The sequence below is a fragment of the Bacillus thuringiensis genome (assembly GCF_001595725.1).
In the GTDB taxonomy this organism is placed as follows: Bacteria; Bacillota; Bacilli; order Bacillales; family Bacillaceae_G; genus Bacillus_A; species Bacillus_A thuringiensis_K.
Map to the genome: position 1 here is coordinate 2,654,166 of NZ_CP014282.1, position 16,350 is coordinate 2,670,515.

The window sequence follows — 16,350 nt, forward strand, 5'->3', positions numbered from 1 at the left end:
AACTACCCCCTAAATTAATCTGACATCCCTTCCAAATATATGCGAGCCCATTCTTTTACATTCAAATGTATTGTAATTTTTTACTCATTACAAAAACAAGATATTACATAATTACGCATTGCGTGTAAAAAACATTTGACACAAAACTCCCCAAATTTTATACTATAGTTGTAAATAGTTTTTTACAATAGTGGAGGTGTTGTTCTAATATGAATCGTAATAAATTCATTTTAATAACAATCGTTTTATCATTAGTCGCAGTCCTTATACATGGTACCTATAAATACATCAATGAAGGTGTAATTTTAGGTGGAACCATTTTCTCAAGCGCTTTAATACTTAGCTACCTCCTTAATCATATTACATGGGGAGATCCCCGCGGTGTGTCAGAAGAAAGTCAAGATGAGATGGGACAACAAATTACATATAAAAGCTTTAAAATCGCATATTTTGTGCTTGTAGTTGTAATGTTCCTTTTATTAATCTTCTCCGAAGGATTTTCTATGGGAGCTAATTTAGATGGAGTAAAAAACCTCCCTCTGTTCATCGCAATTTGCTCTTCATTCTTTATTTATCCTATTGTCGAACTCATAGTTGCAAAACAATATAAGTAAAAAGATGAGGTTTTCTACATGTAGAAAACCTCATCTTTTTATATTTACATACTCTCTACAATTGCTTTTAATTTATTCACAGTCCGCCAATTCCTAACTGTAGCTGGTGTATGTAACTTCTGAAACTGGTTCATTAATTTAGAATTTCGAATGCTATTTTTGAAAAATAAATAAACGACCTTCTCATCTATATAGCAATCTTCAAGTTCACTTTTAAATGTAAGCAATTGACTACTCTCTTCTTCAGAAAGTACATTAGCTAAAAAAGCAATATGAACACTTTCTCCTTCTAACAATGAATGAACTTCATATGGACATTGTTTAATAATATTTATAAATTCATCATGTGTTCTTAGCATGACTGGAACATCGAAATCAAATTCTTTTTTTATTTCAGATTGTATTCGGTCCTTTAGAAAGTTTATACCTTCCTCAGATTCGAACACAATATTACCACTTTGTATATATGTTTTCACTTGTTTTAACCCTATTGATTCAAACACTCGTTTTAAATCAGCCATTTTGATTACTTTATGGCCACCGACATTGATTCCTCTTAGTAATGCAATATAAAGTGTCATATTATCCCCCCCACAGTAAAATGAACTTATCAATTGAATCGGTTTTCCCACTCATATTTCTCGGATATTTGTTTTAATTCTTCTAACATATCATGAATAGATAATACCTCAAATAAAATAATAGATTCACTTGAAAAATGGTGATGATAATGATTTGGTTTATAATCTTTTAAATCATTTTTATAACTCCAAGTTGGGATGTTAAAAAAATCACAAACTAACACTGTAAGAAAAACTGCAATCCCAGTTTTAATCACTCTTCCCCCAACAATATACCATTTTCTATCTTGATTCATTTTTTATATCCTTCATTTCTGTTTCATTTTATATACATATATTATATATTGTTAAAATAAAAAAACCTACTACATGAATATTCAAGAGTAAGTTTTCTATCTCGTTATTCCATTATAGGTAAATGCATTATTATTTGTTGGCCAATTGGCCCCATTCTCCTAAAACCTTTATCTTGGAAGCCGACTTTTGCATATAAATTTTGTGCAGGAATATTTCTTTCATTCACAGCAAGTACAACTTCATTTTTTATTGGAAAATAACGTTTTACAAACTCTTCTAATAATAACAATGAATTTTTAGCGTATCCTTTTCTTTGTCTATTGTGATTAATAGAAAATGATGTTAAAAGTAAAGCATCCTCATTATCAGTGAACTTCTTTACTCTATCTCCTGTTTGCAATGCGAAAAGACCAACAGGTAACCCGTTGTAATCTAAAATAACAATCACGTTTTTTGTACGATCACTTTTTGCTTTCTCCAGTAATGCGCTTGGATCTGATGTAAACTGGACTTGTTCACTTGGTAAAGTAAATGTTTGTATAACTTCTTTATATTTCTCCTTATACGGAACTAATTGAATTTCCCCTGTGTGTATGTTCATGCTAAACTCTCCCATTTTTTAGCTTATTAACTTATACCTTGCTGTGCTTTTGAATGCACTCTTCCATCTAAAAAGGTAATTTCAACAAATGAATTTGGATCGTTCCCTTTCCAAGCAAAAATTTGTTTAATTTGTGTAGAATGCTCTACCCCTTCTTCTATAAGTAAATCTCCTTCAAAACCAATTAAATCTTTCACTTCTGTATAAGTCATTCCTTCATTTATACTCGAGAAATGATTTATATTGATAGACTCTTTCTGTTGCCTTTCCATCACAGTAGAAGAAGTTGCTGTTTGATTTTTCACTTCTTTTCTCTGTTCACACGCTGTCATACTGAAACCTAAGCATAAACTAAACAATATACATGCGCTTTTTTTCATCATAACAGTTGTCCCTCCCATCATAATTAAACCATATATTCCCTTAAAAATAAACTGAATATTTAATATTATATTTAAAAACCTCGTACAATTAAGTACGAGGTTAATTTCATTTATTCAAATGATTATTTGATTGATCATCCTGTTCTTTTCTTAACTCTTGTTCTTCATCTTTTGGTAATTGTTTATCATTATCTTTAATTGGATTCGTTTCTCTATTTTCTATCATATCATTTGGAACTTGTGGCATTACTCGGCCCACAATAGCGGCTAATTCATCTAGTATACCTTCACCTGTTTTTCCTTTTTTAATTTGCTTTCCGATTTGTTTGAGGCGTTCATACGTATCAACATCTGCTACAACGACTGCATTAGCACCGTCAGGGTCATTTTTTAAACTTTCTGCAACAGAGTATTTAATTGATTCAACACGAGTTCGATCAAGTTTTGCTTTTACGTCTATACCTACAATAGCATATTTTCCAAAAACGACCGCTGTTGCATCATTCACACCTGGCAAACTTGCTGCTAAAGATGCTAAATGATCTGCTGCTTTTTCATTTGGCTTATTTGATTTATTCGTATAATTAACATTTTTCATTGAAACATTTTTTTGTTCCGACTTTTCGTTTGGATTGTCTTTTTTTCCAATACTGCATCCAGTTATAACGAAGCAAAGCATCAATATATATATTAGAGTTTTCATTATTTTCACCACTTCACTATTAAGGTTTAATCATAAATTTTTTCAACAGCTTGCATTTTCTTTACCTTTTCCTCGGCCCCGCTATTAGCATTAATGAATATTTGATACGTATCTTTTCCTAAAGTACCTATAAATTCATAGCAAAGTACTTCATTATGCAAATCATTGACTACTAAAGCTTTACGTTCTTCCATAACTTTTACATCCGGATTGATTTTCTTTCTTGCTTCTGCTGCAGTTAGCTTTGCCGATGGAACTGTTCGCTTTTGATGTGACGCTAAGTATTCTTTTGCGGAGAACCCAACGATAGAACCATCATCTAAAGCAATTTTCATTTGGATTGCTTCTGGATAAATTCGTACTCCATTTTCATTTACTACATACGTAAATACACCAACATTATCATATTGAGAGCTATCATAAAGCTCCATATTATTAAACTTATGGTCCTTTAAAAATTTCAAACCTTTACTACCTGCATCGTTTAAACTAACTTTCTGTTCTTTAATTTCGCGGTTATTCATAACCCAAATTGGATATCCGCCTTTTCCGGTAATATCCATATAGAACTCATTGTTCGTTGCTTCATCTTTAATTTTCACACTATAGAAGGATTCTTTCGCACCTTTTCCGCTTTTCTCAACATCTACTTTTTCATTTCCTTTTAAATTCAAAAACGATTTGGCAATTTTCGCCGCTTCATCTTTAGAAATTGCCTTTCCTTCCGCTTCAAATCCACCTTTTTTATTTTTTTGCGCACTTGTAAAGGTCGGTCCGAAGTTTGTAGAAGAATATGATGTTACGTTTTTCTCTACAGTTTTCAATCCATCAATAATTGTGTTATCTGCTGGATCGCGATTTGATGCAAGTGCCATTTCTACATCCATCCAGCGTAAATTATTTTTCAAAACAAGATGTTGTACTTTTCTTAGTTCATCTTGTATATTTCCTGCATTTGAATATAAAGTTTGCAACGTTTTATATTCTTGCTCATTTAACGGTTCTTTTTCTAAATCACGAATGGCTGCACGGTAACTAAAATCACCGATATTCGCTAAAAATTCTTCCGTTTTATTAAATGGCATTAATGTTAAAGGAAGTTGCCCTACATCCGAGCGAGCTTCAGATGTTAAACGCCATACATCCGCTAGTGCAGGTGATAAAGATGATCGTGAATTCATCGCAAGTGTTGTACCAATTTTATCGTGCAATAAATCGACTTCGTATGCTAAATCATGGAATGCACGTTGATAACTATTTTCCGCTCGAATTAAAACCGCATTTTTCTCTTGGTGCTCTTTATAGCCCCAGTATCCTGTTCCTACTACACCGACTGTTAATAATACAATGATAATACCTCTTAACATTGTCCCACCTCCACTCTATTTACAGAAAATATGTTTACCGATTTTTTTAATTTGTGGACGAGTCCAAATCCATTTACTAGTCGCAGTATCTGGATTGAAATAATATAAAGCATTTCCTGTTGGATCCCATCCGTTAATCGCATCTAAAACTGCTTTTTTTGCTGTTTCATTTGGCGTTAAATATATTTGTCCATCGGCTACCGCTGTAAATGCTCTAGGCTCAAAGATTACACCTGAAACAGTATTTGGGAACGACGCACTTGTAACACGATTTAAAATAACAGCAGCTACTGCAACTTGTCCTAAATACGGTTCACCACGTGATTCCCCGTATACTGCGTTTGCCATAAGCTGAATATCATTTTGAGAATAACCGTTCGGAACATTTGTCCCTTTATTTTGAGGTGGTTTATTCTCCTGTGCAGTGCCACCACTATTTCCTTTATTCGTTGTCGTCCCTTTATTAGCAGTTGACTTGTCATACTTCGTTGCCTTCACGAGCATTTGCTTCGTTTTAGCTCCAGCTAAACCATCAACGGGTAATCCGAATTTCTCTTGAAAATTCCGAAGTGCCCAGTATGTACCCCATCCGAAAACACCATCCACTTTTCCCGTATAAAATCCGTTATATTTCAAACGAGATTGCAGTTCAATGACATCTTCGCCAGATGCCCCTCTTTGAATGACTTGATTAGAAAAAGCTTCTACATTCTTTAGTTGTATACTACTGACCATTAAAGACAGCCCTATGAACGCAAGTAAAACTGCTATTTTAAAAATAGCCTTTTGGCGCATAATTTTTCCTCCTTAATTACGGAAATGATTTCTTGGTTATGTTTTGTAAAAGCCTCGCTTTTATGTAAAGAAGACAAAAAAATCCAAACTAATATCGTTGAAAAAATATGTAAACAATATACAAAAAAGATAAAAGGAGTTCATCATGAAGAAATTGTTAAAGCGTGTCGCACTTGTCATTCTGTTCCTAACAACATGTTCAAATATATATACAGGCTCATCAATTGTTCATGCGCAGCCGCCGTATGCCAAATGGGGTAAGCTAGCCGTAGAAAAGACGAAAGAACAATACCCAAAAGCAGAAATTATTGACTATCTTCATATAGGTAGAAAACCCAAAACAGTTCAAATAACTGTTGAAAAATTTAAATTGTGGTTACGTGAAGATGGAAAAGAATATGGTGTTTTTGTTGATGTAGAATTTGAAACAAAGACGGAGAAATTTATAAAGATGTCGTTTCAGAAGACGAGTAGATAAAGTGAAACCCCCACTGTTAAAAACAGACACAGTGGGGGTTCTTGCATTTCTAAAATTCTTTTCTAAAGTTTCGATTCCCTAAAAATCTTACCAATATACAAATAGCGCCAATTACAACTGCTATCCCTATACTGTATAAAAGTACTTTACCATACCCACCTATTCTTGGATCTAAAAACGGATATGGATACCAATTCACGATTGGACCACGTACTAAGCTATATACCACATAAAAAAACGGGAATAAGAGCCAACTTGCAGATTGTTTCCAAGTGATTTTCTTAATAGGTGGATTTAAAATCCAATCTAAAAGCATTGTAATCGGCATGATATAATGTAGCACAGTATTTACCCATGGTATTGCCGTTTGAAGTGATTCTTCTAACCCTCTTAATAATAAAAAATAAATGAGTCCAGTCGTAAGTATGTATACCGTTGCTGCACCACGAAGTATACCAAACTGCTCTGAGCGACCAAATGTAGCTGTTACGATACTACTTAAAAGGAGAATACATGCAACTAAAATGTTACTTTCGATAGTGAAGAAACTAAAAAAGTTAACTGGATTAAACGGCTTCACTTGTGCCCTAATTATGAATTGCGTAATAATGGCGCTACATACTAGAAGACTTAAACAGAATCTAAATAAAGATAAAGTTTTTTCATCCCTCATACATTCCCTCCTTTTCTTATATATAATTGGAGTTTCCCTGTACATGCTCAATAAATAGTTTTAATGGAACGAGCCCACGTTTTGGCATATGACTACTTATAATAGCTACTACTTCTAACTGAGGAATGATAACAATGTATTGTCCGCCATATCCCATAGCAAAATATATACAATACGGTATGTGAAATCTTTCGTTATGTAATACCCACCAGTGATAGCCATATGCGCCGACATGTTCATATGTTTCAAATTGCGCCCTGCTTGACTCTTCTAACCATTGCGGTGATACAATTTCTTTCCCATTCCAATATCCATTTTGTAAACATAATTTTCCTAATTTTAATAAATCGGTAGATTTCATTTTCATACCGAAGCCACCTACATATATACCCTGCGGATCTTGTTGCCACTCGTATTCGTTAATTTCTAATGAATTAAATAAATATTTCTTTGCAAACCGCTCTGTCGACATTCCAGTAGCTTCTTGAATAATATAGCTCAGTAAATGAGAAGAACCTGAATTATAATTCATTTTTGTAGCAGGTTCTTCAATTATTGGCTTTTCTAATATGTACTGTACCCAGTTCTCTGATTCTACAAAGTCATTTGGGAATACTACTCCATTCCCAAACTCTTTCCAGTCCTCACCAGTAGTCATTGTTAATAAGTGATATAGCGTTAAATCATGTTTTTCCCCAGGTACATTTTCAATCCACTCTGTAATTGATGTATGTATATCATTTATATAGCCCTTATCAATTGCAATACCAATTAATAAAGATACGATACTTTTTGTAATCGAATTTATTTTATATAAGTTATTTGCACATTCGGGTGTTTTATAATACTCAGTTGTTAATTCCCCTTTTTGATAAACAAGAAATGTATTCACTTTTTTCTTTTCGAATTTATTTTCTAGTTGCTTGAAATCCAAAAACTTTACCTCCATTTAAATAGTTACTCCATTTATTATATCTTGTTCCTTCATTTTAAACATAATTGTGCTCAAATAAAAATAAACCTGTCAGCCATAATGAACTGACAGGTTTATTTTTATAATTTCGTACGAACATTCCAAAGCTCTGGGAAGAATTGTTGATCAAGTACTCGCTTTAAATAAGAAACACCGGAGGATCCACCTGTACCCATTTTATGTCCAATAATTCTTTCTACTGTTTTCATATGACGGAAACGCCATTGTTGTAGCCAGTCTTCAATATCAATCAATTTTTCAGCAAGCTGATATAAATTCCAATATTTTTTCACATCCGCATACACTTCCAACCATGCTGCTTCTACTGTTGCATCTTCTTCATAAGGCTGCGTAATATCACGGTTTAACACATCTTTATGAATAGGGAATCCTTCTTTTACTAATGCTTGAATCGCGACATCATATAGACTTGGTGCATGTAGCGCTTTATGAAGTCGTGCATGTAATTCTGGATCCTTTTCATAAATTTTTAATGCGTGTGGCGTTTTATAGCCAAGTGCATACTCAATCATACGATATTGATACGATTGAAAACCTGAAGCTTGACCGAGTGAATCACGAAACTCAATATATTCTGATGGTGTTAATGTCGCAAGAATATCCCAAGATTGAATAATTTGAGACTGAATTTTTGATACACGTGCTAACATTTTAAAAGCTGGTTGTAATTTATCTTGTTTAATAGATTCAACCGCCGCATTTAGCTCATGTAAAATGAGCTTCATCCAAAGCTCACTTGCTTGGTGAATAACGATAAATAACATTTCATCATGATGGTCCGATAATCTTTTTTGAGAAGATAGTAAACTATCTAATTGTAAATACTCCCCATACGTCATATTCTCTTTAAAATCCGTATGAATCCCTTTTTCCATAATTACTTTTTCATTTTCTTTCATATTAGCCAAACGCCCCTTTTATATAATTCTACTTATATTGGTCTAATAACGGCTCGAACTGGACTTCCATCTGCATCAGTTAATGCAAGTGGTAATGCAATAAGTTCATAATCACCGTCTGCTACATGATCTAGTACGACATTTTCTAAAATATGAATTCCATGTTTAAATAATTGATGATGCGCTGCTAATTCTTTATCATCTAGCGGATCAACTGATGGTACATCTACTCCGATTAAACGAATACCTTTCTCTGAAAGAAACGACGCTATGTCTGCACGTAAATGAGGGATCACCTCTGGAAATTCTTCAGCTTTTCCATGTGAAGATGTACGTAATAATAATCGTTCTACACCTTCTAAATGAAAGCTTTCTAATTCCTTTTTCCCGATGCTTTCAAGATTAGAAACGTCAATAATCCGTGCTGGGCCAACATAAACTTGAACATCTAAATCCAATACTTTCTTTCCATCATTATCAAAATGAAATGGTGCATCAATATGAGTGCCTGTATGAATACTCATCGTTAACTTTCCGACATTTACTGAGCCACTTTCTTCTTTTGACCATGAAACTTCATACGAGAACGGTGTGTCTCCTGGCCACGTTGCAATATTATTATTTAGCGGTTGTGAAATATCAATCCACTCTGATGTTTTCATATTTATGCCACAACCTCTCGCTTATTTTCAAACTGCTTATACTCTTCATTTTTCATAATTTTCTTTAATATTTGTACAGATTTCCACACTTCTTCGTATGTGTTATATAAAGCGACCGGCGCAAGTCTCACCCCATTTGGCGCTCTAAAATCTGGAATTACTCCATTTGCTTTTAGTGCTTTACATATACGTGCTGCTTCTGCATGCTCTAAATAAATGTGCCCGCCTCGTTTTTCATCCTCTAATGGATTTCCAATTGTAAATTCGAAATCTTTTAATTCATGTCCAATTAAATTCAGCATGTATCTCGTAATATGTAAAGATTTCTCACGTAAACGTTCAATACCAGCATCTTTGAAAATTTCAAGTGAACCAATTAATGGTGCTGTACTTAATACGTGCGGTGTACCAATTTGATAAGCACCTGCATGATCAGCAGCTGTTAATGTATGCTCCATATCAAACTGTTTATCTTTTCTAGAACTAAACCATCCAGACAATCCTGGCAGTCTATTAAAATGTTTACTATTTACATAAAGGCCTGCAACACTACCCGGTCCTGCATTTAAATATTTATAATTGCACCAAACAGCAAAATCGACATCCCAATCTTTGAAATGATGCGGAATAGATCCTATTGAATGGCATAAATCAAATCCAATGTGAATGCCGCATTTATGAGCTTCCGTTGTTAAACGTTTCATATCAAGAATTTGACCACTTCTATATAAAACAGAAGGTAATAAAATTAAAGCGATATCATCTTCCATCGCATGGATAATATCTTCTTCAGAAAGTGTTCTACCATCTCTGCTTTTCACTCTTACTAAATGCTCATCTGGATCTAATCCTTTTAAACGAATTTGACTTTGAAGTGCATATATATCTGATGGGAATGTTAATTCATCCGCAAGAATTTTTGTACGTATTCCTTTCGGCTCATAAAATGTGGCAATCACTTGGTGTATATTCGTCGTCGTGGAACCGGTTACAATGGTTTCTTCTGGTAAAGCTCCAATAAGAGGTGCAGTCAACTCACCTAATTTCTCCGAGAGAAAAAACCACGGATGCTCACCCTCTGTCCAGCCGTCAATGCCATACTCTTTCCATGAATCTAGCAAAATAAGTAACGATTTCTCTGCTCTTTTTGAAAGTAGTCCTAATGAGTTTCCATCTAAATATATCGTTCCTTCTTTTTTATAGAATTCAGTTTGAAAATCTTTCAGTTCATCATGTTTATCACATTCAAGCGCATATTCATAATTCGGTTGAAATAGTTCTTTATACATGGTGTCACCTTCTCTTAATTTTCTTTTTATTCTAACTAATTGAAATATATCACCTCAATTGATACGACGTCAATGATATTATGTCAGTTGACTTTATATATGAATTTCTTTTACAATACAGTTATATTTTCAGATATTTCAGTATAAAGAGGTGATTCTTTGAAAAACAGTACCCTTTCATCAAGAAAACACCGCTCCTTAGAAACGAAGAAGAAACTATTACACTCTGGTTACACTATTTTTATACGTAACGGATTTCAAAAAACGACAATTACACAAATTATTAAACATGCAGAAACCGGATATGGTACAGCATATGTATACTTCAAAAACAAAGATGATTTCCTAATTAGTTTAATGGAAGATGTTATGAATCGTTTTTATAATATCGCTGAACGCTCTTTTTCTCCACAAACAAAAGAAGAAGCACGTATAATGATCCAAAATCAAGTTAGAGCATTCCTGCAATTAGCAAATGAAGAACGCGCTATTTTGCAAGTTGTAGAGGAAGCGATAGGATTATCAAGAGAAATACGGCAAAAATGGGATGAGATTCGGGAACGTTTTATAAAAAGCATTAAACAGGATATTACATACTCTCAAGAAAGTGGATTGGCACAACCTAATTTAAATAAAGAGATTGTAGCACGCGGTTGGTTCGCGATGAATGAATCGTTTCTTTGGACTATTATGCAAAACGACAAAAAGATTAACTTAGAGGAAATTGTGTATTCGTTGACGGAGATGTATACGACGGGGTTATATAAATAGCACACCTGCAATAAATACGGTGTGCTATTTTACAACTATAAAAATATTTTATCTGGGTAAGGCAATGCTAAAAGGGGCTTTTCAGATAAAGAGAAATATTTTAGTTTTAACGATTCACCATCTATCGATTTCAACTCGCCACTAGTAACTTCACACTCAAACACAACAACAATATATTCTACTTCATCACCATTCGGATATATATGGCGGTACTTTTCTCCTCCAAATACTCCTTTTTGTTTTTTTACTTGTACTTCCAATCCTGTTTCTTCCCAAACTTCCCGAATTACTGCTTCTTCTGGAGTTTCCCCAAGTTCAATTGCTCCAGCTGGCAAACTCCAGTATTCTCCGCCAGGATATTGAAATAAGATTTCTCCCTGCTCGTTTTTAATAACTGCAGCTACACTTGGCATGAATATTAGTTCATGTCCTAATTGCTCCCGGATTTTTTTATAATATAGCGACATCGACATATAATTCTCTCCTAATCTATTAATAACTATATTTTCTGATATTTATTGCATAATATTCTTAATACAAACTTCTATATAGAAAGGATAAGAACATGTCGCAAGAAAAACTTGCAAACAAATTTCTATCATTTTTAAATACTATAAAACAACCGCTTAGCTTACATTTTTCAAATAAACTTATTAAAGCTCATCAAGAAAGAATAAAGTGGGAGACTTTAACTAAAATTATTGACTGGGAAAATGGAACATATCCTTAGCCCTTCTGAACTTACTTATTGGATAACAAAAAAATTTTGTATTGATAAAGAAATATATGAAAGAGCTATTGAGATTTCCACTAAAAAATCTTCAAATACTGAAAGTGGTACTCAATAGATTGAGTACCACTTTTACTTTACATGTTTTTAATTAGCGCACTTTTTCTTCAGCCATCCTACTCACAATTCCAACAATAAATTTATATTCAACCCTTCTCTTCTTATCTTTCTTAAAACCCTCTTTCGTATCAAAAATAAAACAAGTTTTCCGAAACCAAATACGTACGTATAAAGACTCAAAATAAATAGGTTTTATAATACCTCGTTCTTCAAATTCAGTCCCATCTTTATTTTCAGTTTCCGTTCGAACAAACCACCTATTCCCGATGCCAATTTCAATATACTTCACATAAGTCCCCCTTCCGGAAATTAATTTCTAACAATTCTATTATTTCCCCGGTAAGCGCACATTCCGACAGAACATGAGCCCACAAAGAAAAAGTAGATTGCAAAAATCTACTTTATAACTTATATTTTTGCATTCGTTTATAAAATGTACTACGAGGTACATTTAATAGTTTTGCAGCTAACGAAACATTTCCATTTGTCTTTTGTAATGCTTCAATCATGCTATCACGCTGTATTTTTTCGCGAAAATGTAATGTCTGTTCTGTTTTAGTTTCAACTTGTAACTCAAGTTGTTGTTGATTTCCCATCATTGTTTGCAGCAAAAAAGCGACTTGCTTTTCGCATATTTCCCGTCCTTGCGACAAAATGTAAATACGTTCTAATACATTTACTAGTTCCCGAATATTTCCGGGCCATGTATGTTGTAAAAATTGATTGTATATACTCTTTGGAAATACAACATTCCAATTCTTCTGTTCGCAAAAGTGTTGTATAAAATATGGGATATCCTCTTTTCTTTCTATTAACGATGGAACATATAACGGATAAACGTGCAAACGATAATATAAATCTTGACGGAATTTCCCTTCTTCTACTAACCGTAGTAAATCTTTATGTGTGGCAGTAATAATACGAATATTTACTGGTACCAATTTTGAACTCCCAATTGGAGTTATTGTGCGTTCTTGTAAAACACGCAATAATGCTACTTGCATCTCTGGTGGTACTTCACCAATTTCATCTAAAAATAATGTTCCTCCGTTTGCTTGTTCAAATTTCCCTTTATATCCTTGACGTCGCGCACCTGTAAATGCACCTTCAGCATAACCGAACAATTCACTTTCCATTAATTCTTTAGGCAAAGAACCGCAGTTTACAGCTATAAAGGGCCCGTCTTTTCTTGGACTATTTTCATGAATCGCTCTCGCGACATATTCCTTTCCTACTCCTGTCTCACCACATACATACACACTAGCATCAGTCGGTGAAACAAGCTTAATTTCTTCTAGTGTGTGTTGAAATGCTTTACTTGTCCCGGTAACTCCTGGAAAAGTAATTCCTTTTATAAATGTGAAAGTAGAATATGTATTCATTTGTTTGTTTTCCTTTAAATACATACATTTCCCGATCATTCTTTCATTACTATATACCGGTATCTCTAATTTAGTTTCCAATCCATGGTGCACTAACTCTTCAAGTTTCATTCTTGACCAATTAGTTACTCGTTCCCGAACGCTCTTACTCGCAGAAACGATAACATCACGATGATTACAAATAACTACTTGTTCATCACTATCAATGACATCTAAAAAACGATGGATTAAGTGTAATTCATTTTGATGAACTCTTATGCTACATTCACGCTCTATCGCATGTGCAATTGAAGTTACCATACCGAGCATATATGGATGCGAAAATTCAATTGGACAGGAGAAATCTAGAACACCAATTAATTTCCCGTCATCATTATGAATGGGAGCAGCCGCACAACTCCAGCTATGAGATACCACGGAGTAATGTTCAGTACCACTTATCATAATAGCTTCTTCAATTTCTAGCGCTGTTCCTATTGCGTTTGTCCCCACAGCTGCTTCCGTCCATTTTACACCTTCAATAAAATTAATATGTTTCGCTCGCTTTAACGTTTGTTTATTTCCACTTAACGATAGAACATAACCATCTGGATCGATTAATAATGCCATCATTTGTAGTTCATCAATGGTTTTTCTCATATTTTGTATTTGAGGTAATGCTATATCAAGGAAAATTTCACTCTTTTTCTTTTGATCTTGAAAAATATTAGAAGACAAAATTTTCTGACCTTTATTCATGTGAGGATTCACATTTGCTTGTTTACATCGGTACCATGATTCTGAAATTCTTTCGTTTATACGGTTCGAATCAAGGACTCCTTCATTAATAAACTTTTTCCATGTATGTAAGTAAAACGGTGAAGCTAACATTGTATCATCTCCCTTTTAATTGTTTTGGAGATTTATAAAACATACTTTTATTATAAAACTGAATAAAAGCGTTTTCAATAAAACTAGCAAGACGACACAAATATGTTAATAATTTGAATATCCTAATACACTTCTTTATTCTTTTTTAGTAGTACTATATTTTGTATAATGGCCGCAAAGAAAATACATAACCAAAACCACTTTTGTGGATTACCATTTATAAAGAAAACAATCACGGCTATCACAAATAAAATAGTGGATGCTAAACTAAAATATAATTTTGTTCTAATTTCTATTATCCCTCACCCTCTGTTACTTTACAGTACATACTAACTCTTCATTTTTCATCTCTACTATGTACTCCTGTAAAACATATTCTTTCCCGCCATGGTTTTCATACCATTCATGTATTCTTTTAATATGCCTCTCGTCACTTCTAATTTTCGATTCTATTTCATTATACTGTTCATAACTATCATATTCCCATATGGCAAATATTTCTGTTGTACCATCATTATTATCTTTCATCCAGCGTCCTATTAGCCTAGAACCATGCTTTAATTGATTAGGTACGTTCGTATTATTGAAATGATCATTAAATACTTCTATGAATTCATTTTTCACTACATAGTACTTCCTTCTGTAAAACATACCTCTTCCCCTCTTTTATGAAAAGTATTAGTAAATCTTCCCATCACTACCGTATTATAATACTTTCCATCCGATAGTCTTTTGTCATTTTTCAAAATGCCTTCTACTTCAAAACCTAATTTTTTATAAAGATGAATAGCTTTTTCGTTTGTCTCTAATACTTGTAAAGATATTTTATTTACTGCATTTTCGTCAGCCCATTTAATAGATTGTTGTAATAGTTTCTTACCCATTTTATATCCCCAAAACTCTTTTAAAATGCAAACACCAAACTCCACTTTATGAGATAATCTCTTAAAATTTGATCCTTCACATCTTGAAAATCCAACAATTCGATTGTGCACTTCTACAACTAAAAAGAGATTCTTCGTTTCTTCACTATCTGTTTTTATTATTTTTTGAAACCCTAGGTCATCTATAAATCCCTCTCCAGCATCTCTATCCATATTTTCAGTTTCTCCATCAATCTGAACCCTAATTTTCGATAACTGCTCAGCATCTTTTTCAGCTGCAGAACGAATTGTATAAGTTAATCCATTTATATGATACTCTTGCTCTTTTACAATCATGTCAAACTCCTTTCAAATGAATATAATGGCGCTATTACAACTTGTTTACCTTGTTTCTCAAAGTCCTGAACAATTTCTTTACTCGCCTGTTCGTCAGTTATAATAATGTCAATTTCTTTTAAAGAATCTCCTCTTATAAAACAATCTATTCCAAGTTTATTATGCGGAGCTAAACAAATATTTCTTCTAGCAATTTCACTTACTCTTTTACTAAAATAAGCAACTTCAGGTGTTGCAATACTAATACCTTGTAATGAAATGCCTCCACCTGTAGAGAAATAAAGATCAATAGAAAATCTACTTATCAATTCAGAGGCAAGTGTATCAGTAATATTCCCTGAAGGTTTTACTTTTCCGCCAATTAAATACGTATCAATATTCTTATATTCTCGTAGATAACCAGCTATTTCTATAGAATTCGTAATAACCGTAAATGATACTTCCGGTAAATATTTCAGCATCGCATTATGAGTGGAAGCCCCGCCAATAAAAATTGAATCACCTTCTTGTATATAAGATACCGCAACTCTTGCAATTGTGTCCTCATATATTGAGCTATCACTATAACGTTTAGCTGGTTCCGCAGCTAAATTTCTCACTCGCGTAAGTTCAATTGCACCTCCGTGCGTTCTTTTTAATAAACCATCCTTTTCCATAATAGACAAATCTCTTCTTATAGAATCAATAGACATATCAAATCTTTCCGCAAGATCCTTTGCGATTACTCTTCCATCTGTATTAAGTAGTTCTAAAATTTTCTCTCGACGCTCTTCAGTAAACATGTTATCACCACCGTTATTGAAGATTCAGAAACTTAAACTTTATTTTAATTATATGCATGCCTCTTCTGTTTTACAATATTTTCAATTCTTATTTATTCCGTTTTATACAGTCTTCTCCCTCTTTCTATCCTGTTAACTT

The 16,350-nt window shown here is 33.4% G+C and carries 20 protein-coding genes and 1 pseudogene; 3 read left to right on the forward strand and 18 right to left on the reverse strand.

Going from position 1 to position 16,350, the window contains the following annotated elements; translation table 11 throughout:
• Positions 1-209: 209 nt before the first annotated feature.
• Positions 210-614, forward strand: coding sequence for a hypothetical protein (locus AXW78_RS13285; RefSeq protein ID WP_001081360.1), 405 nt, complete (start codon positions 210-212; stop codon positions 612-614).
• Between the two features lie 44 nt (positions 615-658).
• Here AXW78_RS13285 and AXW78_RS13290 read toward each other — a convergent pair whose 3' ends face one another.
• From AXW78_RS13290 to sleB, 7 genes and pseudogenes are all read right to left on the reverse strand, one after another.
• Complete coding sequence (locus tag AXW78_RS13290) at positions 659-1,195, reverse strand: DUF1697 domain-containing protein (RefSeq protein ID WP_000177389.1); 537 nt, start codon at positions 1,193-1,195, stop codon at positions 659-661.
• Between the two features lie 227 nt (positions 1,196-1,422).
• Positions 1,423-1,491: pseudogene (locus AXW78_RS34855) on the reverse strand (hypothetical protein); the annotation flags it as partial.
• A 104-nt stretch (positions 1,492-1,595) separates the two neighbouring features.
• Positions 1,596-2,108 (reverse strand): GNAT family N-acetyltransferase, encoded by a 513-nt coding sequence (locus AXW78_RS13300; RefSeq protein ID WP_003301495.1) that lies wholly within the window; start codon positions 2,106-2,108, stop codon positions 1,596-1,598.
• An 11-nt stretch (positions 2,109-2,119) separates the two neighbouring features.
• On the reverse strand, positions 2,120-2,476 hold the full coding sequence (locus tag AXW78_RS13305) for a hypothetical protein (protein WP_000976446.1): 357 nt from the start codon (positions 2,474-2,476) through the stop codon (positions 2,120-2,122).
• Between the two features lie 106 nt (positions 2,477-2,582).
• Entirely contained in the window at positions 2,583-3,179 is a 597-nt protein-coding gene (locus tag AXW78_RS13310) for a YhcN/YlaJ family sporulation lipoprotein (protein ID WP_000854058.1), read from the reverse strand.
• A gap of 26 nt (positions 3,180-3,205) precedes the next feature.
• Positions 3,206-4,546: a germination protein YpeB gene (gene ypeB, locus AXW78_RS13315; protein WP_000943726.1), complete on the reverse strand. Its 1,341-nt coding sequence runs from the start codon at positions 4,544-4,546 to the stop codon at positions 3,206-3,208.
• A gap of 15 nt (positions 4,547-4,561) precedes the next feature.
• Positions 4,562-5,341 carry a spore cortex-lytic enzyme gene (gene sleB / locus AXW78_RS13320; protein ID WP_001249053.1) on the reverse strand — a complete coding sequence of 260 codons (780 nt, stop codon included), beginning with the start codon at positions 5,339-5,341 and terminating at the stop codon, positions 4,562-4,564.
• A 145-nt stretch (positions 5,342-5,486) separates the two neighbouring features.
• Between sleB and AXW78_RS13325 the strand changes: the two genes are divergently transcribed.
• On the forward strand, positions 5,487-5,819 hold the full coding sequence (locus AXW78_RS13325) for a DUF3889 domain-containing protein (RefSeq protein ID WP_000734902.1): 333 nt from the start codon (positions 5,487-5,489) through the stop codon (positions 5,817-5,819).
• 49 nt (positions 5,820-5,868) lie between these two features.
• Here the strand turns inward: AXW78_RS13325 and AXW78_RS13330 are convergent, their stop codons facing one another.
• From AXW78_RS13330 to kynU, 5 genes are all read right to left on the reverse strand, one after another.
• A complete protein-coding gene (locus tag AXW78_RS13330) occupies positions 5,869-6,492 on the reverse strand; it encodes a Pr6Pr family membrane protein (protein WP_001204114.1) in 624 nt (207 codons plus the stop codon).
• A 16-nt stretch (positions 6,493-6,508) separates the two neighbouring features.
• The gene (locus AXW78_RS13335) at positions 6,509-7,426 is read right to left on the reverse strand and encodes a serine hydrolase domain-containing protein (protein WP_061884257.1); all 918 of its coding nucleotides are present in this window, start codon (positions 7,424-7,426) and stop codon (positions 6,509-6,511) included.
• Between the two features lie 119 nt (positions 7,427-7,545).
• Positions 7,546-8,385, reverse strand: a complete 840-nt coding sequence (gene kynA, locus AXW78_RS13340; protein ID WP_000661972.1) for a tryptophan 2,3-dioxygenase — start codon at positions 8,383-8,385, stop codon at positions 7,546-7,548.
• 32 nt (positions 8,386-8,417) lie between these two features.
• A complete protein-coding gene (gene kynB / locus AXW78_RS13345; RefSeq protein WP_000858074.1) occupies positions 8,418-9,047 on the reverse strand; it encodes an arylformamidase in 630 nt (209 codons plus the stop codon).
• Positions 9,048-9,049: 2 nt separating this feature from the next.
• Positions 9,050-10,336, reverse strand: coding sequence for a kynureninase (kynU, locus tag AXW78_RS13350; protein WP_046945025.1), 1,287 nt, complete (start codon positions 10,334-10,336; stop codon positions 9,050-9,052).
• Positions 10,337-10,495: 159 nt separating this feature from the next.
• Between kynU and AXW78_RS13355 the strand changes: the two genes are divergently transcribed.
• Positions 10,496-11,107: a TetR/AcrR family transcriptional regulator gene (locus AXW78_RS13355; protein ID WP_000798546.1), complete on the forward strand. Its 612-nt coding sequence runs from the start codon at positions 10,496-10,498 to the stop codon at positions 11,105-11,107.
• Between the two features lie 35 nt (positions 11,108-11,142).
• Here the strand turns inward: AXW78_RS13355 and AXW78_RS13360 are convergent, their stop codons facing one another.
• The 6 genes from AXW78_RS13360 to AXW78_RS13385 form a co-directional block, all read right to left on the reverse strand.
• Positions 11,143-11,580 carry an NUDIX hydrolase gene (locus AXW78_RS13360; protein WP_033690100.1) on the reverse strand — a complete coding sequence of 146 codons (438 nt, stop codon included), beginning with the start codon at positions 11,578-11,580 and terminating at the stop codon, positions 11,143-11,145.
• A gap of 408 nt (positions 11,581-11,988) precedes the next feature.
• Positions 11,989-12,246, reverse strand: coding sequence for a DUF3977 family protein (locus AXW78_RS13365; RefSeq protein WP_000873843.1), 258 nt, complete (start codon positions 12,244-12,246; stop codon positions 11,989-11,991).
• A gap of 112 nt (positions 12,247-12,358) precedes the next feature.
• A complete protein-coding gene (locus tag AXW78_RS13370; RefSeq protein WP_061884258.1) occupies positions 12,359-14,209 on the reverse strand; it encodes a sigma-54-dependent Fis family transcriptional regulator in 1,851 nt (616 codons plus the stop codon).
• A gap of 312 nt (positions 14,210-14,521) precedes the next feature.
• Positions 14,522-14,860 (reverse strand): NIPSNAP family protein, encoded by a 339-nt coding sequence (locus tag AXW78_RS13375; RefSeq protein ID WP_000499997.1) that lies wholly within the window; start codon positions 14,858-14,860, stop codon positions 14,522-14,524.
• Entirely contained in the window at positions 14,833-15,429 is a 597-nt protein-coding gene (locus AXW78_RS13380) for a GNAT family N-acetyltransferase (RefSeq protein WP_000635685.1), read from the reverse strand. The genes AXW78_RS13375 and AXW78_RS13380 overlap by 28 nt, the downstream gene beginning before the upstream one ends.
• A complete protein-coding gene (locus AXW78_RS13385; RefSeq protein ID WP_000493639.1) occupies positions 15,426-16,211 on the reverse strand; it encodes a DeoR/GlpR family DNA-binding transcription regulator in 786 nt (261 codons plus the stop codon). The genes AXW78_RS13380 and AXW78_RS13385 overlap by 4 nt, the downstream gene beginning before the upstream one ends.
• Positions 16,212-16,350 lie beyond the last annotated feature (139 nt).

Coding starts and splice junctions, on each gene's coding strand:
- AXW78_RS13285 (WP_001081360.1), top strand. CDS start 210: ATGAATCGTAATAAATTCATTTTAATAACAATCGTTTTATCATTAGTC.
- AXW78_RS13290 (WP_000177389.1), bottom strand. CDS start 1,195: ATGACACTTTATATTGCATTACTAAGAGGAATCAATGTCGGTGGCCAT.
- AXW78_RS13300 (WP_003301495.1), bottom strand. CDS start 2,108: ATGGGAGAGTTTAGCATGAACATACACACAGGGGAAATTCAATTAGTT.
- AXW78_RS13305 (WP_000976446.1), bottom strand. CDS start 2,476: ATGATGAAAAAAAGCGCATGTATATTGTTTAGTTTATGCTTAGGTTTC.
- AXW78_RS13310 (WP_000854058.1), bottom strand. CDS start 3,179: ATGAAAACTCTAATATATATATTGATGCTTTGCTTCGTTATAACTGGA.
- ypeB (WP_000943726.1), bottom strand. CDS start 4,546: ATGTTAAGAGGTATTATCATTGTATTATTAACAGTCGGTGTAGTAGGA.
- sleB (WP_001249053.1), bottom strand. CDS start 5,341: ATGCGCCAAAAGGCTATTTTTAAAATAGCAGTTTTACTTGCGTTCATA.
- AXW78_RS13325 (WP_000734902.1), top strand. CDS start 5,487: ATGAAGAAATTGTTAAAGCGTGTCGCACTTGTCATTCTGTTCCTAACA.
- AXW78_RS13330 (WP_001204114.1), bottom strand. CDS start 6,492: ATGAGGGATGAAAAAACTTTATCTTTATTTAGATTCTGTTTAAGTCTT.
- kynA (WP_000661972.1), bottom strand. CDS start 8,385: ATGAAAGAAAATGAAAAAGTAATTATGGAAAAAGGGATTCATACGGAT.
- kynB (WP_000858074.1), bottom strand. CDS start 9,047: ATGAAAACATCAGAGTGGATTGATATTTCACAACCGCTAAATAATAAT.
- kynU (WP_046945025.1), bottom strand. CDS start 10,336: ATGTATAAAGAACTATTTCAACCGAATTATGAATATGCGCTTGAATGT.
- AXW78_RS13360 (WP_033690100.1), bottom strand. CDS start 11,580: ATGTCGATGTCGCTATATTATAAAAAAATCCGGGAGCAATTAGGACAT.
- AXW78_RS13370 (WP_061884258.1), bottom strand. CDS start 14,209: ATGTTAGCTTCACCGTTTTACTTACATACATGGAAAAAGTTTATTAAT.
- AXW78_RS13375 (WP_000499997.1), bottom strand. CDS start 14,860: ATGTTTTACAGAAGGAAGTACTATGTAGTGAAAAATGAATTCATAGAA.
- AXW78_RS13380 (WP_000635685.1), bottom strand. CDS start 15,429: ATGATTGTAAAAGAGCAAGAGTATCATATAAATGGATTAACTTATACA.
- AXW78_RS13385 (WP_000493639.1), bottom strand. CDS start 16,211: ATGTTTACTGAAGAGCGTCGAGAGAAAATTTTAGAACTACTTAATACA.